Here is a 20,206-nt window from a genome sequence, read left to right as displayed (position 1 = left end):
CAATCAGCAATTATCAGTGACTCTTAAATTGGTACAAAAATATGAACAATCGCGTCTAAGCATCCCACCGAAAAACTAATGCGCTCCAGGGTTTGGGGGCGGCGCCACGACCCCAACGGGGGGTTTGGGGGGTTCTACCCCCCAAAAGCTTGGATTGAGTGATAAAATCGGAAGTAACGCCCAATTTTAGCCGAGAGTTTCCCCGTAAAAATCCCAACTTGGTAGATTTACAAAAATTAACTTAAAACTTACATCTGATCACTGATAACTGATAACTGATCACTGATCACTGATTTACTCTCCCGCATGATAGGAACTGCGGACTAGGGGGCCAGATCTAACCTGGGAAAACCCCATTTTTTGGGCAATTTCTCCCAACTCGCTAAATTCTGCGGGAGTCCAATATTTCTGTACGAGCAAATGTTCCAGAGAAGGACGCATATATTGACCAATAGTAACTCGATCGCAGTTGATCGCGCGTAAATCTGCCAAAGTCTCGATAATTTCCTCTTTTGTCTCACCGTGACCGACCATTAAGCCAGATTTCGTCGGAATTGACCGATCGATTTCCTTAACATAACGCAAAACCGCCAAAGAGCGATCGTATTTAGCCCCGCGTCTAACCGGTCCTTGCAAACGGCGCACCGTCTCGATATTGTGATTGTAACAGGCAGGTTTTGCCCCTACCACCGTCGCCACCCGTTCCTGTTGACTTCCCTTACCTCCAGCAAAATCCGGGGTTAACACTTCAATTAAAGTGTGGGGATTGAGTTCGCGAATGGCTGTCATCGTCCGCACGAACCAACTGGCTCCGCCGTCTTCCATATCATCTCTGGCTACAGAAGTCAAGACAACGTAACTTAAATTTAACAATTGCACCGCTTCTGCCACTTTTTGCGGTTCCTCCACATCGAGAGGCATGGGTGCATGACCCTTATCTACTTGACAAAAAGCACAGGACCGGGTACAGGTGGGACCCATCAACAAAAAAGTCGCCGTACCTTGGGCATAACATTCGCCGCGATTGGGACAGCGACCCTCCTCGCAGATAGTATGAATGTTCCTTTGTTTGATAATGCGCTGAACCGTGGAAATTTCGCTAGATTTGCCGAGTGAACGCCGTAACCAAGGGGGTAAAGAGGTAATTTCCTCGCGCCACTCTGGGGAAATATTGGACATGAGAAGTTAAGTAAGGTGTTGGGGATTTCAGTTATCAGTAATCAGTTATCAGTTATCAGTGAGGGGTTGGGGTTGGGGAGAGGGGAGAAGGGAGAGAGACGACCGACTCCCCAAAACGAAAACTTCCTATCTCACCATTAAGATAACTGCTATAAGCTGAGAAAGCGGGTAAAGATCATTGTTAATCAAAAAGGAAACTTAGGCAATGGGACGATGGCAACGGAGAAAAATTTTCAATCTGGTCATTCAAGGATTGGCGGGTTGCCTCTTAGTTAGTATATTTGTTCTTAATTCCCTGCCATCCCTAGGCCAAAATTTTCTAGTTCCATTTGCATCTCCCACGGGGACAAGGATTTTTGTAGCCGGGGATATAGAATATGCTTCCGTGCATCTAGATGGATTTGCCTTATTTGAGATTGCCTCCCAAGATTTTACCGCTTCTGAGGCCCGGGAACTCTCCCCGGTAGAAAGACGGGCTAGGCGCATTGAAAGAGGTTTAAATAATATTATCAATCGGGGTTTCGATCCGACAACCCTGCAAGTAAGTACGGCGACGCTCAATAATTTAACCGTGATTGTGGCCAAGGATAACCAGAAGTTACCGCAACAGGTAATTCTGACAGTAACAGAAGTTGATGCCCTGATCGATTCTTCTTCTGTTGACGATTTAGCAGACCGATGGGTTCAAATCATCCAAACAGCTTTGCTCCAAGCTTGGCAAGAACGTCAGCCCGCCGCTCGCCGGCAACAGGTAATGACTGCCGCTAAAATTATTTTGGGGCTAATTTTCTTAAGCTGGGTATCAATTTGGTGGCAGAAACGTTTAAGAAATCGCTTTAATCTCCTCAAAAAACAGGCTAAAAGTCAATCTGATCGGAATTTAGCCATAAATTCCCCCCCCAGAAAAGAGCGCTCCCAAGAACCGATTTTAGCCGCTCTAGAAGATTCCTCTAATTTCCGTCAACAGGCTGATATTCAGCGACAACTGACGTTAAATATTCTCTGGAAAAGACTGGCTCTTATTGGACTGATACTGCTTTGGTTTAGCGGAATAGCGGCGATTTTGTATGTATTTCCTGAAACTAGGCTAGAAGGACGGGGGATAATTCGTATTCCTTTGCGGATTTTTATTATCTGGTTGCTGCTGACATCAGTGAGCAATATGGTTAATCTCTACGTTAATTTTCGGCTACGGGAGTGGGTAGAGGAAGGCGCGGTGTTTTCCGAAAATTTGGAAAGGAGGATTCTGCGCGCTCCCACTTTATTAGAAGTTGGGCGAGAAATGATCACATTTATCGCCATTTTTCTAGGAATTTTGATTTTTTTGAGTTGGATGGGTCTTTCTTTCGCCTTTTTACTCACGGGAGCCGGTTTAGTGGGAGCATTGCTCACCTTTGCCTTTCAGGATCTTTTAAAAGATTGGATTAACGGTTTTCTGATTGTCTTTGAAGACCAATACACTGTCGGTGATATGATCCAGTTTCAGGAGTTTACTGGTTTGGTGGAAAATATGAGTTTGCGAGCGACTCAATTGCGGGCTGCTGATGGACGTTTAATCACTATTGCCCATAACCAAATTATTAGCGCACACAACCTCAGTAAAGATTGGGCGCGGGTCAATTTTACCATCGAAGTCGCCTATGACACCGAGCCAGATCTGGCGATCGCTTTAATGGCAGCCATCGCTGAAAATATGGCTGTAGATCCACAATGGCAAGAAGATATCATCAATCCTGTGCAGGTTGCTGGTGTCAGTCGGGTTTCTCACACGGGAATGGAAATTATGCTCAGAATTGTCGTCAAAAGATTACGACAATGGGACATAGAAAGAGAGTATCGTCGTCGTCTAAAGATTGCTTTTGAGGAGAAGGGAATTCACATCGGTATCCCCCAACAAAGTTTCCTCATAGCAAAAGATAGAGAGGAATTCAAGGGACAGTTTTAAAGGGGAACATTTTCTATCGGTGGAGTTATAGGCCGTTGAAAGCAGATTTTCCATGACTATCCTTGAATAATATCAAAGCTTCCTTGGTTTTGAATCCGATAAAACAGGAAATCCGCATCGAGGGTGAGAATTTGCCGATACCCAGTCTTTTCAGCTACTAAAACTAGGGTTGCATCTGCCAAGTCCATCGGTCGATCGCGGTATTGCTCCATCAACCCCAACAGGCGACTGAAATCACTTTCCTGAATATTGTAAACCACCAGCAGTTTATCTAAAAGAAGTTGTCCCAGTTGTTTTTGCATTTGCCAACCACCCCGATGCAGCGCAAGGTACATGGCTTCGGTCAGGCATGACCAAGTTGTGACGAGAGGCTTTGCTAAACGCATTACTGTATTTCTGTAGGCTTTATGTTGGGGTTGGGTGCGATCAACCAAACAAAGCAGCACTCCTGCATCACACAGGATCATAGCTCTAGTCCTTGTTGCCGATATTTTTCGAGCAGCAGTTGCTGGTAGTCGTTTATTGGTTCCGGTGAATTGACAGTTAAGCCATCTACGGCTTCAAACCATTGTAACCATCTTTCTATCAGTTTTCCATCAGGCTGAGTGTCAAAGGTTTTGACTCGATATTTATGATCGAGAAGATCAATAAAGTCGCTTACTTCCTGAACAAGGACTTCAGGGAGTTGATCTAGCTTAGAAATTGCAGTTTCTCGAATTGTCACAATCATCACCTCTGCCAAGATTGCTAGTTGGGCAACTTTAAACTAGGTTAGGATAGCTAACCTAACCTAGAAAATTTTTAGGAAGCTAAGGCTACCTCGACTATTTGTTGTAGTTCCCCATTTTGATAGAGTTCGATCATAATGTCGGAACCGCCAATAAACTCACCGTTGATATAGACTTGGGGAATAGTCGGCCAATTGGAATACTCCTTAACTCCTTGTCTTAACTCCTGATCTTGGAGAATATCGACAGTTTCGTAGGAAACCCCGAGAATATTGAGAATTTGTATGACGTTATTCGAGAAACCACACTGAGGCATTAATTTATTGCCCTTCATGAACACAAGAACTTTGTTATTCTGGACTAATTGATCGATTCTGGCCTTAGTTTCGGGTGTCATAGGTCTAGTAGCTAGAATTTGAGCAAGAATAGCCAATCCTGAGACGTGGCATATCCTATCAGTTTAGCACAAGCCGTTGAGATAGCCTTAAAAAGGAAGGTCTTCGTCCTCCTCCAAACTATCTAAAATTTCGTTAACATCAGGTCTCCCGCGCACGATAGTCATATTTTCCAGAGACTTATTAACTTTAGTTTCTGCGTCCGAATTTTCTGGCAGTGAATAACCCATATTGACCACTTCACCATCAAAAGATTTCGCTAACTTTTGAGCGGCCGCCAAAATTTCACTAACATCTACATCTTGATCTAATGTCTCTAAAGATGAATCAAAATTTAAGATTTCTTGGGGCAGTTCTGTGCTAGGAGTTTTTGGGTTTCCCGATGCAGTGATCTTTGCTTCTTTTTTATCGATAATTGCTTCTTTGACCGGGGGAATATCCACCACGGTCATAACTTTATTTTCGGGGGTTATTGGTGGAGGTGGTGCGGTTTCTGGTGGTGGTTGTATCGTGGCCGCCGGGGATGGGGAAACTTCCGCAGCCATGGCAGCAGTGGCGGAACCTACCTGTAAATGAACTTTAATCCGGCGCTGAAAAACTGCCTCGAAAGCTGACTCAATATTAGTCAAGCGTAGCCGGGCCATTTTTAACAATTGTTCCGAAGATATGCTTAAATAAGCGCTCGATTCTGACCTACTAAAAAGACTGCCGTGCTGACGTAGGAGAGTGCGAGTAGTGGGGGGTTCCATTACTTCTAAAACCCGCTGCCAAATTTGTTCATGATTGTCATCACTGGCAACAGTTTTAACCTCAGTTTTCGGCACTGCGACGCTAGTTGTCGGGGTGATAACCGCCGGTTTGATCGGTTCATTCACCGGTGCCGGCGCTGTGATCACTTCCGGGGGCCTCTCGACGCTGGTTTGGGGACGGGAAGGCGCTGCCGTGGCAACTGGAGGAATCATCTGTGCTTGTGGTAACAGTCCTAAGAGAGTGACTTCTAACCAGAGACGGGGTTGAGTGGTGTTTTTTAGTTGCGTTTCGCTGTCTTTAAGCAGTTGTTGACCACGGAGAATTTCCTCTAAAGACCAAGTACGCGCTTCCGTACACAATTCCTGCCAAGTGGGAGCAGTGACAGCGACCATTTCTGGACGATTAGGGGCGGTTTTGGCTAAAAGTAGGTTTAAATAGAATCCCGCTAGATTTTGCAAGACGATTAAAGGTTCCTTACCGCGATTCATCAGATGGCGACATTGTTCGATAACTTGATCGGGAATATTGCCATGAATGACTTTAAGTAGGGTTAAGAGGTCTCTTTCGGGTACTGCACCGACCAAATCCCAGACTCGCTCGGCCGTAATCGTTCCTGCGAGTAAACTTAATTGATCGAGGAGACTTTCGGCATCCCGTAAACCACCGTTAGCGATCTGAGCCACTAGGGTTAATGCTTCTAGGTTAATATCGATCGCTTCTATTTGGGCGATTTTTTGCAGGTGTGCCACCATGGCATCGAGAGCAATACGGCGATAATCAAAGCGTTGACAACGGGAGATGATGGTAGGCAAGACACGCTGAGGATCCGTGGTAGCAAGCACAAAAATCACTCGATCCGGCGGTTCTTCCAGAGTTTTCAGCAAAGCATTAAAGGCCGCCGTACTGAGCATATGGCAGTTATGAACTAATAACCCATTGGCAACAAAATTATGATTGTCCTCCACTTCTAGGTCATAGACGCTTTCTGTGTCACCTTCTTGAATCCCTGTCACTTCCTCGAAATTTGTAAGCCATTGAGGGGATTTTATGATACTAGGCGTGTATTGCACCGCAGCCACATTCACAGGTGATAGTATCTGATCGCCGATTTTGAGATTTTTTGCTTGTATCCATGCTTTTTCTGTTCTAATCAAATGATTACCAGTGCAATTAATCGTCCGATTTCTGGTTTGAATGGTTAAAGTTGCTTTTACGCCTCGGTTTAGCCATCGCAGGACTTTTTTATATTCCCACTCTCCGCTGCTCTCGTTGTAACTGAGAACTCGTTTTCCGAGAATCTCAGGATGATTAATGGGAATTAATCCCGTTTCGGTGAAAACAAGGCTATCCCCAGTCAGACATTCATCGATGACATAGACTTTATAACGACATTGGACGGGGGCAAATTGCGATCGCTCGATAATTTCCCGAATGTTATCTACACCGGTATTACTAGCGGCATCAATTTCGATCACGTCTAAAGCGGAACCATTGGCGATCGCTTGACAGACGGAACACTTACCGCAGGGAATCGGTGTCGGATGGTCACTAGACAGACAGTTGAGGGATTTGGCTAAAATTCGCGCCGAGGAGGTTTTCCCCGTGCCTCTGGGTCCAGTAAATAGGTATGCAGGGGCGATTCGCTCACTGATTAAGGCATTACTCAAGGTCGTGGCGATCGCTGATTGTCCCACCAAATCGGCAAAGGTTTGGGGACGATACTTATGATGTAGAGGTTCGTAGGTCATGACTGGCTGAAAACTTTTTCCCCACCCTAGAGACTACTATTATCCTATCCCGATTCTTTTTCAACACGAGAACAAGTGTATGCTTTTTATCTAGCCAGTTGGCGTTGTCAAATTGAAAGATGCTCCGAATCAGCACCGGAACTGAAATTACTTTGATAGGAAAGATGCCATGGCATCTTTCCTATAGTGTTTAATGAACGAATAGTGCCTTAGGGCGGGCTTAAGTGGGGAACAAGAGTCGCTCGATTTAGCAGTGGAATATAGCTAGGTAATAGCTGTAGGGCTAATTCATGAATTAGCCCTACAATAGGCGTTGTCGGCGTTGTCAAATTGAAAGATGCTCCGAATCAGCACCGGAACTGAAATTACTTTGATAGCAAGGATTGCATTCCATCTTTCCTATTCTGATCTGACAACGCCAGCCAGGTTTAATGCGCGATTTGCATCACGAAAATGGCAATTTGGCCAAGTCATCTAATAAATTGTATTAATAACTACAATTTTGCCGAGAAAATCTGCCGACTATCTTAAGTATGCCTAAAGACAGCGCCACTAATCAGACCAACTGCTTATGACTGAATCGACAAAAACCCAATGTCCTTACTGTGGAGTAGGTTGTGGTTTGACAGTCACCCCCCCCGCGTCGGCCGGACAAGCATGGAAAGTCTTCGGGGACAAGTCCCACCCCTCCAGTCAAGGTATGGTCTGTGTTAAAGGGGCCACCGTAGCGGAATCGATCGATAAAAATCGCCTCAAAACCCCGATGATCCGCGATTCTCTCCAAGAGCAATTTCGTCTTTGTACTTGGGAAGAAGCCCTCGATCGCATCGTTAACCAGATGCAAACTCTAATCGCTCAGGGGGAAAAGGAAAGTATCTGTCTATACGGTTCGGGACAATTTCACACCGAAGATTACTACATCGCCCAAAAACTGGTCAAGGGCTGTCTGGGAGTCAATAACTTTGATGCTAATTCCCGTCTCTGTATGTCTTCGGCCGTGGCCGCTTATCTGGACAGTTTCGGGTCCGACGGTCCCCCCTGCTGTTACGATGACTTGGAATTAACCGATTGTGCCTTTTTGGTGGGGACAAATACGGCCGAATGTCACCCCATCATCTTTAACCGTCTGCACAAGTATCTCAAAGGCAACCAACAAGCGAAATTAATCGTCGTTGATCCCCGCAGCACCAAAACCGCCAAGGCCGCTAATCTCCACCTAGCCATTAACCCGGGGACCGATATTGACCTATTTAACGGTATTGCCCACCTGTTACTGAATTGGGGGGCGATCGATACCTATTTTATCGATAAATGCACCCGGGATTTCCCCAAATACGCCGAAATTATCCGCCATTATCCCCCGGAAATAGTCGCCCCTAAATGCGGTATCCCCATCGAGGATTTAGAACAGGCTGCCCGCTACTGGGCCGAATCGAAAAGAGTGCTTTCCCTCTGGTCGATGGGCATCAATCAATCTAGGGAAGGCACGGCCAAAGCCCGCACTTTAATCAATTTACACCTAATGACGGCTAATATCGGTAAACCGGGGGCCGGTCCTTTTTCCCTAACGGGACAACCCAACGCCATGGGAGGAAGGGAAGCCGGCGGCCTCTGCCATCTTCTGCCCGGTTATCGTTCCGTCAAAAATCCCCAACACCGGGCCGAAGTGGAACAAGCTTGGGGTTTACCCGCCGGTCGGATTTCTCCCGTCCCCGGTCGCGATGCTTGGAGTATGATTACTGGTTTGGAGAGGGGAGATGTCAAACTTCTCTGGATTGCCGCCACTAATCCGGCTGTTAGTATGCCTGATCTAGAACGCACCAAGGCCGCCCTGTTAAAATCACCTTTTACTGTCTATCAGGATGCCTACTATCCCACAGAAACCAGCGCCTACGCCCATTTATTACTGCCAGCGGCCCAATGGGGCGAAAAAACGGGAACAATGACCAATTCTGAGCGTATGGTGACGTTAAATAAGGCTTTTCGCCCTCCAGTGGGTCAAGCTCGGGCCGACTGGCAAATTTTTGCCGAAGTTGGTCGCCGTTTGGGTTTTCAGGCACAATTTAATTTTCAGGATTCGGCCGAGGTATATTCCGAGTTTATTCGCTTGACATATAAACGTCCTTGTGATATGACGGCGATTAATTATGATCGCCTGGCCGAGACTCCCCGACCGTGGCCCGATTCCATCGATGAAATTTCCGCTCCTAAAACCGCTAATTCCGGGGAATTACTAGGTAATTTAGTTAAAGATGACGATAAAAGCGAAAAAACAGCCGCAAAACGCCTTTATACCGATGGTAAATTTAATACTGCCGATGGTCGTGCTGTTTTCGCCGCCTACCACAGTAAAGGTTTAGCGGAACCCCCGGACGATGATTATCCCCTAGTTTTGACCGTGGGGCGTTTGTACGGTCACTGGCACACCCAAACCCGCACCGGCCGCATCGAGAAAATTGTCAAAATGCACCCCGCACCTTTTCTGGAAATTCATCCCCAAGATGCGGCAAAATTGGACATAGAAGCTGGGGAATGGGTGGAGGTGCGTTCTCGTCGCGGTTTTGCCCGTTTTCCCGCTTTAATTACCAAAGCAATTGCTCCTAATTGTGTCTTTGTGCCGATGCACTGGGGGGCTTTATGGGCAGAAAATGCTGAGGCTAATAGTCTCACCCATCCGGCCGCTTGTCCGATTTCCCAGCAACCGGAATTAAAAGCTTGTGCCGTCAAATTAATCCCGATCAAGTCTTTAGTTAGGGTTTGCTGAAAAAATTTTTCCTGGGGACAGGGTGTGGGGTGTAGGGTGTAGGGTGTAGGGTTTTACCCATTTTCAGGGGGTCAATTACCTAATTTTCAGGGAAAAAGTGCCTAAATTTTCCCCCCCCGATCACCCCAATGTCTGGCACTTTTTGATGGCAAAAAAGTCTAAAAGTCTTACCCAACAAGGTTTTTAGATTTATTGAGCAAACCCTAACTAGGTCATTGGGGACAATCGGCAATTTTATCCTTAGTTTCTTTGAGTTCCTCTCGAACAGCTTTACATAATTCAGGACTAAATTGAGCGTCTTTGAGACTTTTAACAGTTTCAAGTTGTTTGACTGTTAATCCGATCACTTCTTTTAGCTTTGCACCGGTAAAATCTGCACCGGTTAAATCGGCATCTTTTAAAATTGCACCGGTTAAATTGGCATCTTTTAAAATAGCATCTTGTAATTTTGTGCCTATTAAATGCGCTTTTGGCAATTCTGCCTTTTCTAAAACAGCACCTTGTAAATCTAAGCCATCTAAAACCTGATCGGATAAGTCAGCTTCAGACAAATCTGACTTAGGTTCAATTTTATAAGCTGGCTTAAATAAGCTTTGATATTTTAGATCGACCGTGCTAATTGTTCTCTGATCGTAAATAGCTTTATCTAATTTCGCTCCCTCCAAACTAACACCTCTTAAATTAACTCCAATTAAATTAGCTTTTTCTAGAATAGTATTTTTCAATCCTTTCTTACTAATCTTGGTTAAATCTACACAGGATAAGTTGATTTTAGTTAAATCTCGATCGGATAAGTCGATGCCGATCAAGTTGATTTTTGCTTGACAATTCTCAAGATTCTTTGGTAAATCAATTAATCCTTTATAATTGTTCGATGTCGGAAACCAACTTAGGTTTTCTATTTTTGATTTCGATGGATCTTTAAAAATTAAAGAAGATTGCCTCCGTCGAGTAATAAAATAAACTACTTTTAAAAATTCTTCATATTTTTTGGCAACTTCATTAAAGTTACTGTTGGTTATCTCAAAATTTAACTTGGTTTCTTCATTAATTAATGCTCCCTTAAAATTAGTTCTGCTATCAACTTTAACCTTAATTAAATTTGCTCCTCTTAAGTCAGCATTTTCTAAGTTAGCACCGCTTAAATCGGCTTCCGTAAGATCGGCATAACTCAAGTCGGCGTGTTCTAGGTTAGCCTGTCTTAAATCCGCTTGTTTTAGGTTAGCTTCTTTGAGATTTGCCATCATTAAGTTAGCATTAATTAACACTGCGTCTTTTAAATCTGCTAATTCTAAAATTGCCTTAATTAAAACTGCATCCTGTAGATTGGTTTTAGCATCCAGATAGCTTTTTAAACGAGCATTTTTAAGATTAGCTCCGATGAGGGAAGCTTTTTTTAGATCAGCACCACTTAAGTTAGCACGTTCAAGGTTGGCAAAGTTCAGGTAAGACTGACTAAGATTACTACGGGATAAATCGGCTTTTAGCAGTGTGGCAGAACTTAAAATAGCTCCCTGCAAATCAGCACCAATCAGGTTGACTTTCTCCAATTTAGCCCCAGTAAGGTTGACTCCTTGTAAAGCAGTTTTTTCCAAATCTCGATTAGATAAATCTATTCCCACTAAATCTCCAGGATTGTCGGTATTTTTATTTTCAATATAATAAGCTTTAGCATCTATTAATTTTTGACGATCATTATCATCTGGTTTAACATCCAGTTTCGTTTCTATATCATAAAGAACACCCTTTAATTCAGTTTTATCTAATTTAGCCCCCTCTAAATTCGCCCCTCTTAAATCAGCACCCTCCAGATTTGCACCTGTTAAATCCACCCCTCTTAAATCAGCTTTTCGGAGATCTGCGCGTGTTAGATCGGCATCTTTTAAGTCCTTCTGTGCTGGCTGCAAGTCTCTTTTTAGGGGATTAAAAGAGCTAATTTTGTAAAACTTTGCCTGATTGAAAAAGATGCTTTTATCGAGTTTAGTACGATCATCGTAGATCGCATGATCGATCTTAAAACCTTTCAAGACAGCACTGGTAAAATCAGCCCCTCGGATATCTGCGTAGGTTAAATCAGCGTCCCTCAAATCAGCATTAATTAACTTGGTATTTCTGAGATTAGCGTGACTTAGCTTCGCTTTTTGTAAATAGGTGTTGCTCAGATCTACTTCCGGTAAATCTGCTTGGTTTAATTGGAGAGACTTACATTCATTTTTAATATCTTTTTCGTCTTTTTCACGATCACAGATGAAATATTTTTTTTCTTCTGATGGATACCAACTAAATGGATACCAACTAAAAGGTTGAGTATTAAAGTTATATATTGCATTTTCAACACGTGCATCTTTTAAAGAAGTGTTCAGCAGATTAGTATTTCTCAAATCTGCATTAGATAAATTAGCTCCCTCTAGATTAGCATTGGTGATCTTTGCTCCATTTAAAATGGCATTGGACAGGTTAACATCCTGTAAATTTGCCCCTCTTAAATCGGCTCCCGTTAGGTCAGCTTTTCTGAGACTCGCTCCAGTTAAATCGGCCCCCTCTAGATCGGCATCCTTTAGGTTTGCTCCGTCAAGATTGGCATTCTGTAATTGTGCCTTGGATAGATCATTATTTGACATATCAACTCTGGGTAGATTAGCTGATTTGAGATTTACCCCCACCAATCTGACACAATCCTCTTGCATCCCAACTTTTGTTAATAGCCAAGTAAATATATTTTCTGGCATTTTACAACCACTACTGAGAGACTCCAAGGCATCAATTCTTCCGTTACTAGCAGGATCTTCTTTCGCTGAACGGAGAACAGTCCAAGCATCATTATTCTCTTGCGCTCGTCGTTTATCCGTTTCCCACCAATAGGTGATTACACCAGCAAAAATCCCTAAAGCGGTAACAATTGAGGCTATTTTGAGGATAAGCTCAAAATCAGTCCAATCAAATCGGGATTGATTTAATAAATTTTTGCATTCTTCTGGGGATAAGCCACTATCTTCTGATAGCTTTTGTAAATCGATGGCTTCTTGAATAGGGGTTTTCGCTTTTTGCTTAATTTCTTTTATTCTCTTTCTAATTTCTTCTTCCGATAAAATCTTGGTTTGTTTTAGTAAGTCCTTATACTCATCTAAAGAAAAACCCAAAAAATTAGACTCGGACAGTTCTTTTAAAATCCTTAACTTTTTAATATTATCTTTTTCATCTTTAATGCTGTCTAATTTTTCATTAATCTTTTCCTCGATACGCCGATTAAAATATTTTTGGATCTCGTCAAAACTTTCTTTCTGCTCCGTTGCTATACGATGTAGAGCCAGAGTTCGCTGCGGTTCTCGCAAGGGGATAATCCTTTCCAGTTTACCTTTGATTTCTTCATATTTTGGGTTGTTCTTATTACTCATTTTCCTGTCCTCCAGCTAATACTAGATCACGAAAAACACAATAGAAATATACTAGATCGGCAAACTTATCGTTAAGAAGGGTTGCTCTTGATCGCCTTAAGGCTGAATTTGTTTAATAAAAAAATCTATCTGATCGGGGAACCTTTTTTGTGCAGATAACGTCCTGTTTACACCCATGATATCTAACTAGCCCAAAAAAAACAAGCCGATCAGCAGGATGCTTAATTTTTCTTCAACAAAAAGCCCGAATTATCAGGCATTTAACCACACTATTCTCATTCCGAGATTGCGATCGAACTAACCGATCTTTGCCAACGTTTTTTCCAGTGGCTAGTCGGTTCTAAGTCACAGAGTGCCTGTTCGGTGCGACGACGTTGTATAATCACTTCGGCTGGGTCGCTTAAAGTCGGATCTCGATAAGGAATAGCGGCTTTAGTTTGCAGATGTTCCCGTTCCTGTGCCGATAGAGATGGGGGTAAGGACAAAAAACTGGCTATTGTCCCCGGCGATCGCCGACCGACGCTATCGGTGGCCCCAATCTGCAATCCTGCTAATTGTAAAGCCCTTCGCACCGAGGCAGCACAGGAATAGGTGACTAAATAACCCGTCGGACTCAGGCATTTCGCCACTAAAGCTAAAAACTCCACCGTCCACAGTTGCGGACATTTACCCGGGGAAAAGGGGTCGAGAAAAATTGCCTCCGCTTGAAAACCCGCGTCAATCACCTTGGTTATCGTCTGTCGCGCATCCCCGATTAACAGTTTAGCCGTGAGATTAGGCAGGTCTAGCCGGTGATTATGGGCAAAATCATTTAAATATTCGGGAATTGGTTGACTCCAACTATTTAAGAGATTTTCTCTAATAGCTGCTAGGGGAACCACTCGATCGCTTTCCAAAGCTAATAATTCTACCCGACAATCCCCCCTAACTTGCCAAATGGCCGCTAAGGCCGCGGCGCTATTATACCCTAAGCCGTAACAAATGTCAAGAATTTTCAGATTATTGCTCTGGTCTGCTTTTGCTGCCAGACGACTAGAGAGGATAAATTTTTTCTCAGCCTCTTCCCTTGCCCCAGAGGTAGAATGATAACATTCGCCGAATTCGGTCGAAAAAAAGGTATAAGAACCATCCTCAGTGACTTTTTGCGGGTAGGCTTCGGGGGAGACAAGCATGGTGATGGAGAATGTCTTTGAGGTGAATATCGGTTTCCAGCAGGCAAGCGTGACCACTATGGGGCAGAATCGTTAATTTTGCCGCGGGTAACTGCTGAATTAGGCGTTTAGCCTCCGCTACCGATGGTAACAGTCGGTCGCCTTGACTGGCTATCACTAACACCCCCAATTGCAGACGTTTTAACTCGCTGGCACTAACCTGAAACCGTTGTAACTGGGATAAACGCCAGCTAATCGTCTTCAGTGGGACGTATTGCATGGCTTTGAGGAGAGAGCGGCGATCTTCCTGGGATATTCGACCCAGAGCGGCCAGAAAGGGTAAAATAGTTAGTGCCGAGCTGCCTTGGATGAAATCGGGCATCATCTGGGTGATACCGATTCCCAAGCTTAAAAGAGGTCTTTGATTGAAAGAAGAAGCAGGGTTAATTAAAATCAGTTTTTTAATTAATTTTGGTGATTTTGTCGCTATTTTCAAGGCTAAACAGCCGCCAAAAGACTCACCGCAGAGATAGACTTTTCTCGATTGTCGCTTTAATTCCTGTTCCAATAAAGCGATCACGAGGGTGCTTAATTCCTCCCAATCACCGAGATATTGCGGGGAAATCACCAAACAACGTAGATCGAAGTAAGGGGCAAGGTTTTTAATCTGACGATAGTATAGTTGCCCGCTGCCATCCATTCCGGGTAAAAATACAAACAGGGGATAATCGGGACGGGGATGACGGGGAATAATCCAACTGACAGGTTGTTCCATGGTGCGAGAAGCGCGATCGATGTTAAAAAAGTTTTTTCTGGTTATCTATTTTAAGGATAATTAATATTAGAGAGATTGGCCAATTTTAATAGTACGATTAACTCCCAACTTATGGATTGTTTCTCCCTGCTCCCCAACCCCTGATAACTGATAACTGATAACTGATAACTGATTAACTGAGCCAAATTTTTAGGCCGCCGCTAAATTAGCAGCCACGAAATCCCAATTAACCAACTTAGTTAAAAAGTCGCTGATGTAATCGGGACGACGATTTTGGTAGTCGAGATAATAAGCGTGTTCCCACACATCCATAGTTAAGAGGGGAACCTGTCCGGCGGTTAAAGGATTGTCAGCGTTGCCGGTTTTGGTAACTTTGAGAGTACCGTTATCGAGAACCAACCAAGCCCAACCACTACCGAATTGAGTAGCGCCCGCAGTTTTGAAAGCTTCGACAAATTTCTCGAAACTGCCGAAATCTGCCTGAATTTTATCGGCTAAAGCACCAGTAGGCGTGCCACCACCCGCCGGTTTCATGCAGTCCCAATAAAAACTATGATTCCATGCTTGGGCGGCATTATTGAAAACCCCAGCTTTAGAGGCATCACCGGCAACCTTAACGATAACTTCTTCTAAAGAGAGAGCATCGAGTTCCGTATCTTTGACCAAACCGTTATAGTTATTGACATAAGCGGCGTGGTGCTTGTCGTGGTGGAATTCTAGGGTACTTTTGGTGATACAAGGCTCTAAGGCAGTGTAATCGTAGGGTAAAGGGGGAAGTGTGTAAGCCATGTGTTCTCTGTATCCTCTCTTGAGAGCTTGTTTAAGGTAGTGTTGTTAACCTTTTGTCAGTATTCAGCTTAACCAAGACGAATACCTTTGCAATAAAACTTTACACCCTCAATCATAGCACCGAAGGAGACTTGATCAGTGATCACTGATCGATCAGCTTTTTTCTGCCATCTCCCTTCTCCCCCATCACCTCAACTCCCATCGACCATCTCCTAAATCCTGAGAAGATCACCAAACAATGTTAGAATAATTCCCGTACTGTAGGCGCTTGCAGATTCTTGTGGGCGTGGCAGGGCAGGCGAAAAACGATTCCGTTCGGAATTAGACCAAAAAAGCTCCACTGGAAACAGCAGTAGATTTTATCTCACTGGGTTGACCGGTTGGCACTTCGTCAAATTACGGATCAATACAAAATTATCATTTACAGATCTTTCTTGGTAACTTATGGCACAGCGTACACGCTTAGGTGAAATCCTTCGTCCCCTCAACTCGGAATATGGTAAAGTTTCTCCCGGTTGGGGAACTACCTTGCTGATGGGAGTTTTTATGGCTCTGTTTTTAGTCTTTTTGCTGATTATTTTACAGATCTACAACTCCTCCCTAATTTTAGAAGGATTTAATGTGGATTGGGGTCAGTAAACAGATTCCAACAATCTTGTCGGCATTTTTGGCTGCAGAATTGTCCCTCGGACTTTAGCAGGTGGGTTATTGCCCACCGCGAGTTTTTTATTAGGAGCAAAAACATGAATATTTTTGGGATTGGATTACCGGAAATGGGGTTAATTCTCTTGATTGCCCTGCTAGTTTTCGGACCGAAAAAATTACCAGAAATCGGTCGCAGTTTAGGCAAAACGATTCGAGGATTTCAAGAAGCATCCAAGGAATTTGAAAGTGAATTTAAGCGAGAGGCCGAGCAGATTGAAGACTCGGTAAAAATCAAAGCTCAATTAGAGGAAAGTCAATCTCCTAGCGATCAAACTCGTTCCAGTTAAGAACCGTGTAGAGATAAAAAGGAAGAAGATTGGGCGATAAATTTATAACCGATACTGGGGAAGATGTAAAATCGGGAATGACCAGAGCCGGATTAAATTGGCAGTTTTACCATAGACCTCTTCTAAAAATCAAAAATTGTTGTTAGGGTCAGGAGTCAGGAGCCGGTCGTCAGGAGACAGGAGACAGGAGATTATTTTATTTATTCTTCCCACTTCCCCACACCCCACACCCCACACCCTACACCCCACACCCCACACCCCACACCCCACACCCCACACCCCACACCCTACACCCTACCCCCACGAAAAACTTTTTCAGCAGACCCTAAGTAGGCAGAATATACCGTCAGTTTGAGAATTCCCAGAAGGCAAGGAAAAAATGACTATTTCCTTGCTATAAGTATTGTAGATGTCAAGAGTGGTAAATGAATGTCTATAGTGGTATCCCCCGAACAAGTCCATCAAATCGTCAACAACCTCCATCACGATCCCTTTGAGGTTTTGGGGGCCCATCCCCTAGAAGAAGAAGGAAAAGTCAATAAATGGGTTGTTAGAGCCTATTTACCGAAAACCACGGCCGCTTGGGTTATTTTACCGTCCCAAAGACAAGAATATCCCATGACGACCGCTTATCACCCCCATTTTTTCGAGTGCGTCATCGATATCGGTGAACTGAACAATTATCAATTACGCATCCACGAGGGGGAACAGGAACGGGTAATCTATGATTCCTATGCCTTCCGTTCTGCCAAACTCAGCGATTTTGATTTACATCTGTTTGGGGAGGGCAACCATCATCGCATTTATGAAAAATTAGGGGCGCATTTAGCCGAAATCGAGGGTATTAAAGGGGTTTATTTCGCCGTTTGGGCCCCTAATGCCCGCAACGTCTCGATTATTGGTGATTTCAATAACTGGGATGGTCGTGATCACCAAATGCGGAAACGTAATAATATGGTCTGGGAATTGTTTATCCCAGAAATCGGTGTTGGCACTAAATATAAATACGAGATCAAAAATTGGGAAGGTCATATTTACGAAAAATCTGATCCCTACGGTTTTGCCCAAGAAGTACGCCCGAAAACCGCCTCGATCGTGGCTAATTTAGATAGCTATACTTGGGATGATAGCGATTGGATGGAAAAACGCCGCCATAGCGATCCTTTAACTCAACCGGTTTCCGTTTACGAATTACACCTCGGTTCTTGGCTGCACGCTTCTAGTGCCGAACCCCCCCGTTTACTTTCTGGGTCCGGGGAAGCGGTTCCCGTGTCGGAATGGAACACTGGGGCGCGCTTTTTGAGTTACTACGAGTTAGCCCAAAAACTAATTCCCTACGTTAAAGAATTAGGTTACACCCATATCGAATTATTACCGATCGCCGAGCATCCTTTTGATGGTTCTTGGGGTTATCAAGTGACGGGTTATTTTGCCCCCACCAGTCGCTACGGCAATCCTGAAGATTTCATGTATTTTGTCGATCAATGTCACCAAAATGGCCTTGGTGTGCTAGTGGATTGGGTCCCCGGTCACTTCCCCAAAGATGGCCACGGGTTAGCTTTCTTTGATGGGACTCATCTTTATGAACACGGCGACCCGCGCAAAGGGGAACACAAGGAATGGGGAACCTTAATTTTTAACTACGGTCGCAACGAAGTCAGAAATTTCCTGGTGGCTAATGCCCTATTTTGGTTCGATAAGTACCATATTGACGGCATTCGCGTGGATGCGGTGGCTTCTATGCTCTATCTCGATTATTGTCGTAAAGATGGGGAATGGGTGGCTAACGAGTACGGTGGCCGGGAAAATTTAGAGGCAGCGGAATTCCTGCGTCAAGTCAATCATGTAATTTTTAGCTATTTCCCCGGAATTCTCTCTATTGCCGAAGAATCCACCGCTTGGCCGATGGTGTCCTGGCCCACCTATATGGGCGGTTTAGGCTTTAATTTGAAGTGGAATATGGGCTGGATGCACGATATGCTCGATTATTTCGGCATGGATCCCTGGTTCCGTCAATTCCATCAAAATAATGTCACTTTTAGTATGTGGTATAACCACAGCGAGAATTATATGCTGGCTTTGTCCCACGATGAAGTGGTTCACGGCAAAAGTAATATGATTGGCAAAATGCCGGGGGATGAGTGGCAAAAATTCGCCAATGTCCGGGCATTATTTAGTTATATGTTTACCCACCCCGGCAAGAAAACCATGTTTATGAGCATGGAATTTGGCCAGTGGAGTGAGTGGAATGTTTGGGGTGATTTGGAGTGGGGTCTTTTGCAGTACGAACCCCATCAACAGCTAAAACGCTTTTTCTCAGATTTGAACGCCACCTATAAGAGTGAACCTGCTTTATATACCCAGGATTTTGGTCAGGATGGCTTTGAGTGGATCGACTGTAGTGATAATAGTCATAGCGTCGTTTCTTTCCTGCGCTGGAGCAAAAATTGGCAGGAGTTTCTGGTGGTGGTCTGTAATTTTACTCCCCAACCCCACAGCCATTATCGCGTTGGTGTACCCCATCCCGGTTTTTATCAGGAAATCTTTAACAGCGATGCGGGTAAATATGGCGGTAGTAATATGGGCAACCTTGGCGGTAAATGGTCGGAGGAATGGTCCTATCATAGCCGTCCCTACTCGATCGATCTCTGTTTACCACCTTTAGGGGTTTTAGTTCTCAAAATCGGTCCTCATGCTTCTGGGGAATAGGGGAATGGGGAGATGGGGAAATGGGGCAATGGGGAAATGGGGGAATTCAACTAAAACCCTAAAACCCTAAAACCCCAACACCCCAACCCCTAACAAAAAAATTTAGAGGTCATCTTGCAGAAAGTGGCCTCTTTTTTGGGGGAATTTTCCAGAAACTAAGTAGTCGTGCAAAATTAATTTCCTAGTCGAGACAGGAGACTCCGAGACTCCGAGACTCCGAGACTCCGAGACGGGAGACGGGAGACGGGAGACGGGAGACGGGAGACGGGAGACGGGAGACAGCTATTAGGGATCGGATTTGAGTTTTCAGTTCACTGTTTCCTCGCACCAGAAGTCTGACGGAGTAGTGGCTTAGATGTGTAATTAGGGTCTGCTGAAAAAGTTTTTCCTGGGGGTAGGAGTCAGGAGTCTCCGAGTCAGTAGCCGGTCGTTTCGGGCTTTGTTGCCATTGTTTTTTGTACCAAGCTATGTACTACAAGAAGGATAATGCAAGGTTTTTGAAAGTCCCAATCCTATTTTCTTGCACTAACATCGGACTTTAACAGGTCAAAAGCCTTATTTTAAAAGGGTTTTACCATTATTCAGCAAGCCCTAATTAATTTTGCTTAGGTACTTATTAAGTTGTCAAATTAGCGAGCAGTGTTTGCACCCATTCTTGAGCGAGTTCTTCCACGTTGCCATTACTGTCGAGATGGCTAAGAATATATTTTTGTCGTTGGTGAGCTAATTCCGCGAGACTACCGATTTGACATCCTCACCGCCGTAAACGGACGGTGATTCCCAAACCTCACGATTTGGGTTTCTGCTTCTTTCCCTTGCGGGGTTCCGCACCTGCCTTAACAGATTTACTCTGTTCTGGTCTTATGGTCGCTCTACAGACTGACAC

Annotated in this window: 15 protein-coding genes; 6 read left to right on the top strand and 9 right to left on the bottom strand. The window is 44.2% G+C overall.

The features are described 5' to 3' along the window. Positions 1 to 294: 294 nt before the first annotated feature. Positions 295 to 1,179 carry a lipoyl synthase gene (lipA, locus tag O9300_RS07105; protein WP_287970913.1) on the bottom strand — a complete coding sequence of 295 codons (885 nt, stop codon included), beginning with the start codon at positions 1,177 to 1,179 and terminating at the stop codon, positions 295 to 297. Between the two features lie 205 nt (positions 1,180 to 1,384). On the opposite strand from lipA, the gene O9300_RS07100 reads away from it, so the two are divergent. Next, positions 1,385 to 3,124, top strand: a complete 1,740-nt coding sequence (locus O9300_RS07100) for a mechanosensitive ion channel family protein (protein WP_287970911.1) — start codon at positions 1,385 to 1,387, stop codon at positions 3,122 to 3,124. Between the two features lie 56 nt (positions 3,125 to 3,180). Here O9300_RS07100 and O9300_RS07095 read toward each other — a convergent pair whose 3' ends face one another. From O9300_RS07095 to dnaX, 4 genes are all read right to left on the bottom strand, one after another. Further along, positions 3,181 to 3,591, bottom strand: a complete 411-nt coding sequence (locus O9300_RS07095) for a type II toxin-antitoxin system VapC family toxin (RefSeq protein WP_061430883.1) — start codon at positions 3,589 to 3,591, stop codon at positions 3,181 to 3,183. Beyond that, positions 3,588 to 3,854: an RNA-binding protein gene (locus O9300_RS07090; protein ID WP_002761993.1), complete on the bottom strand. Its 267-nt coding sequence runs from the start codon at positions 3,852 to 3,854 to the stop codon at positions 3,588 to 3,590. Before O9300_RS07090 ends, O9300_RS07095 begins: the two co-directional genes overlap by 4 nt. A 71-nt stretch (positions 3,855 to 3,925) precedes the next feature. Next, positions 3,926 to 4,249, bottom strand: a complete 324-nt coding sequence (gene grxD / locus O9300_RS07085; protein ID WP_002780647.1) for a Grx4 family monothiol glutaredoxin — start codon at positions 4,247 to 4,249, stop codon at positions 3,926 to 3,928. A gap of 87 nt (positions 4,250 to 4,336) precedes the next feature. Further along, positions 4,337 to 6,745 carry a DNA polymerase III subunit gamma/tau gene (gene dnaX / locus O9300_RS07080; protein ID WP_287970907.1) on the bottom strand — a complete coding sequence of 803 codons (2,409 nt, stop codon included), beginning with the start codon at positions 6,743 to 6,745 and terminating at the stop codon, positions 4,337 to 4,339. 571 nt (positions 6,746 to 7,316) lie between these two features. On the opposite strand from dnaX, the gene O9300_RS07075 reads away from it, so the two are divergent. After that, the gene (locus O9300_RS07075) at positions 7,317 to 9,509 is read left to right on the top strand and encodes a molybdopterin oxidoreductase family protein (protein ID WP_287970905.1); all 2,193 of its coding nucleotides are present in this window, start codon (positions 7,317 to 7,319) and stop codon (positions 9,507 to 9,509) included. Positions 9,510 to 9,721: 212 nt separating this feature from the next. Here the strand turns inward: O9300_RS07075 and O9300_RS07070 are convergent, their stop codons facing one another. The 4 genes from O9300_RS07070 to O9300_RS07055 all read right to left on the bottom strand — a co-directional run bounded on the left by O9300_RS07070 (position 9,722) and on the right by O9300_RS07055 (position 15,619). Next, positions 9,722 to 12,238 (bottom strand): pentapeptide repeat-containing protein, encoded by a 2,517-nt coding sequence (locus tag O9300_RS07070; protein WP_287970901.1) that lies wholly within the window; start codon positions 12,236 to 12,238, stop codon positions 9,722 to 9,724. Positions 12,239 to 13,179: 941 nt separating this feature from the next. Then, positions 13,180 to 14,076 carry a tRNA (5-methylaminomethyl-2-thiouridine)(34)-methyltransferase MnmD gene (locus O9300_RS07065; protein ID WP_287970899.1) on the bottom strand — a complete coding sequence of 299 codons (897 nt, stop codon included), beginning with the start codon at positions 14,074 to 14,076 and terminating at the stop codon, positions 13,180 to 13,182. Then, a complete protein-coding gene (locus tag O9300_RS07060) occupies positions 14,036 to 14,830 on the bottom strand; it encodes an alpha/beta fold hydrolase (RefSeq protein WP_287970897.1) in 795 nt (264 codons plus the stop codon). The genes O9300_RS07065 and O9300_RS07060 overlap by 41 nt, the downstream gene beginning before the upstream one ends. Before the next feature lie 189 nt (positions 14,831 to 15,019). Further along, positions 15,020 to 15,619 (bottom strand): superoxide dismutase, encoded by a 600-nt coding sequence (locus O9300_RS07055; protein ID WP_190720218.1) that lies wholly within the window; start codon positions 15,617 to 15,619, stop codon positions 15,020 to 15,022. A 444-nt stretch (positions 15,620 to 16,063) separates the two neighbouring features. On the opposite strand from O9300_RS07055, the gene psbH reads away from it, so the two are divergent. The 4 genes from psbH to glgB all read left to right on the top strand — a co-directional run bounded on the left by psbH (position 16,064) and on the right by glgB (position 19,320). Next, entirely contained in the window at positions 16,064 to 16,258 is a 195-nt protein-coding gene (psbH, locus tag O9300_RS07050; protein ID WP_002736544.1) for a photosystem II reaction center phosphoprotein PsbH, read from the top strand. 104 nt (positions 16,259 to 16,362) lie between these two features. Beyond that, positions 16,363 to 16,611, top strand: a complete 249-nt coding sequence (locus tag O9300_RS07045; RefSeq protein ID WP_061430888.1) for a TatA/E family twin arginine-targeting protein translocase — start codon at positions 16,363 to 16,365, stop codon at positions 16,609 to 16,611. A 136-nt stretch (positions 16,612 to 16,747) separates the two neighbouring features. Then, positions 16,748 to 16,966, top strand: coding sequence for a hypothetical protein (locus O9300_RS07040; RefSeq protein ID WP_287970894.1), 219 nt, complete (start codon positions 16,748 to 16,750; stop codon positions 16,964 to 16,966). Between the two features lie 74 nt (positions 16,967 to 17,040). Next, positions 17,041 to 19,320 (top strand): 1,4-alpha-glucan branching enzyme, encoded by a 2,280-nt coding sequence (glgB, locus tag O9300_RS07035; protein WP_079209250.1) that lies wholly within the window; start codon positions 17,041 to 17,043, stop codon positions 19,318 to 19,320. The last annotated feature ends 886 nt before the right edge of the window (positions 19,321 to 20,206 follow it).

It is taken from the genome of Microcystis sp. LE19-195.1E, assembly GCF_027532095.1.
Classification (GTDB): domain Bacteria; phylum Cyanobacteriota; class Cyanobacteriia; order Cyanobacteriales; family Microcystaceae; genus Microcystis; species Microcystis aeruginosa.
Note: the sequence above shows the minus strand (reverse complement) of the source record. Positions and strands in the feature narration are given on the sequence as shown.

Bases quoted from the DNA above. Each gene is read 5' to 3' on its own strand.
- grxD (WP_002780647.1), bottom strand. From the start codon at position 4,249: ATGACACCCGAAACTAAGGCCAGAATCGATCAATTAGTCCAGAATAAC.
- psbH (WP_002736544.1), top strand. From the start codon at position 16,064: ATGGCACAGCGTACACGCTTAGGTGAAATCCTTCGTCCCCTCAACTCG.
- glgB (WP_079209250.1), top strand. From the start codon at position 17,041: ATGTCTATAGTGGTATCCCCCGAACAAGTCCATCAAATCGTCAACAAC.
- lipA (WP_287970913.1), bottom strand. From the start codon at position 1,179: ATGTCCAATATTTCCCCAGAGTGGCGCGAGGAAATTACCTCTTTACCC.
- O9300_RS07045 (WP_061430888.1), top strand. From the start codon at position 16,363: ATGAATATTTTTGGGATTGGATTACCGGAAATGGGGTTAATTCTCTTG.
- O9300_RS07070 (WP_287970901.1), bottom strand. From the start codon at position 12,238: ATGCCAGAAAATATATTTACTTGGCTATTAACAAAAGTTGGGATGCAA.
- O9300_RS07095 (WP_061430883.1), bottom strand. From the start codon at position 3,591: ATGATCCTGTGTGATGCAGGAGTGCTGCTTTGTTTGGTTGATCGCACC.
- O9300_RS07090 (WP_002761993.1), bottom strand. From the start codon at position 3,854: ATGATTGTGACAATTCGAGAAACTGCAATTTCTAAGCTAGATCAACTC.
- O9300_RS07075 (WP_287970905.1), top strand. From the start codon at position 7,317: ATGACTGAATCGACAAAAACCCAATGTCCTTACTGTGGAGTAGGTTGT.
- O9300_RS07100 (WP_287970911.1), top strand. From the start codon at position 1,385: ATGGGACGATGGCAACGGAGAAAAATTTTCAATCTGGTCATTCAAGGA.
- O9300_RS07055 (WP_190720218.1), bottom strand. From the start codon at position 15,619: ATGGCTTACACACTTCCCCCTTTACCCTACGATTACACTGCCTTAGAG.
- O9300_RS07060 (WP_287970897.1), bottom strand. From the start codon at position 14,830: ATGGAACAACCTGTCAGTTGGATTATTCCCCGTCATCCCCGTCCCGAT.
- O9300_RS07065 (WP_287970899.1), bottom strand. From the start codon at position 14,076: ATGCTTGTCTCCCCCGAAGCCTACCCGCAAAAAGTCACTGAGGATGGT.
- dnaX (WP_287970907.1), bottom strand. From the start codon at position 6,745: ATGACCTACGAACCTCTACATCATAAGTATCGTCCCCAAACCTTTGCC.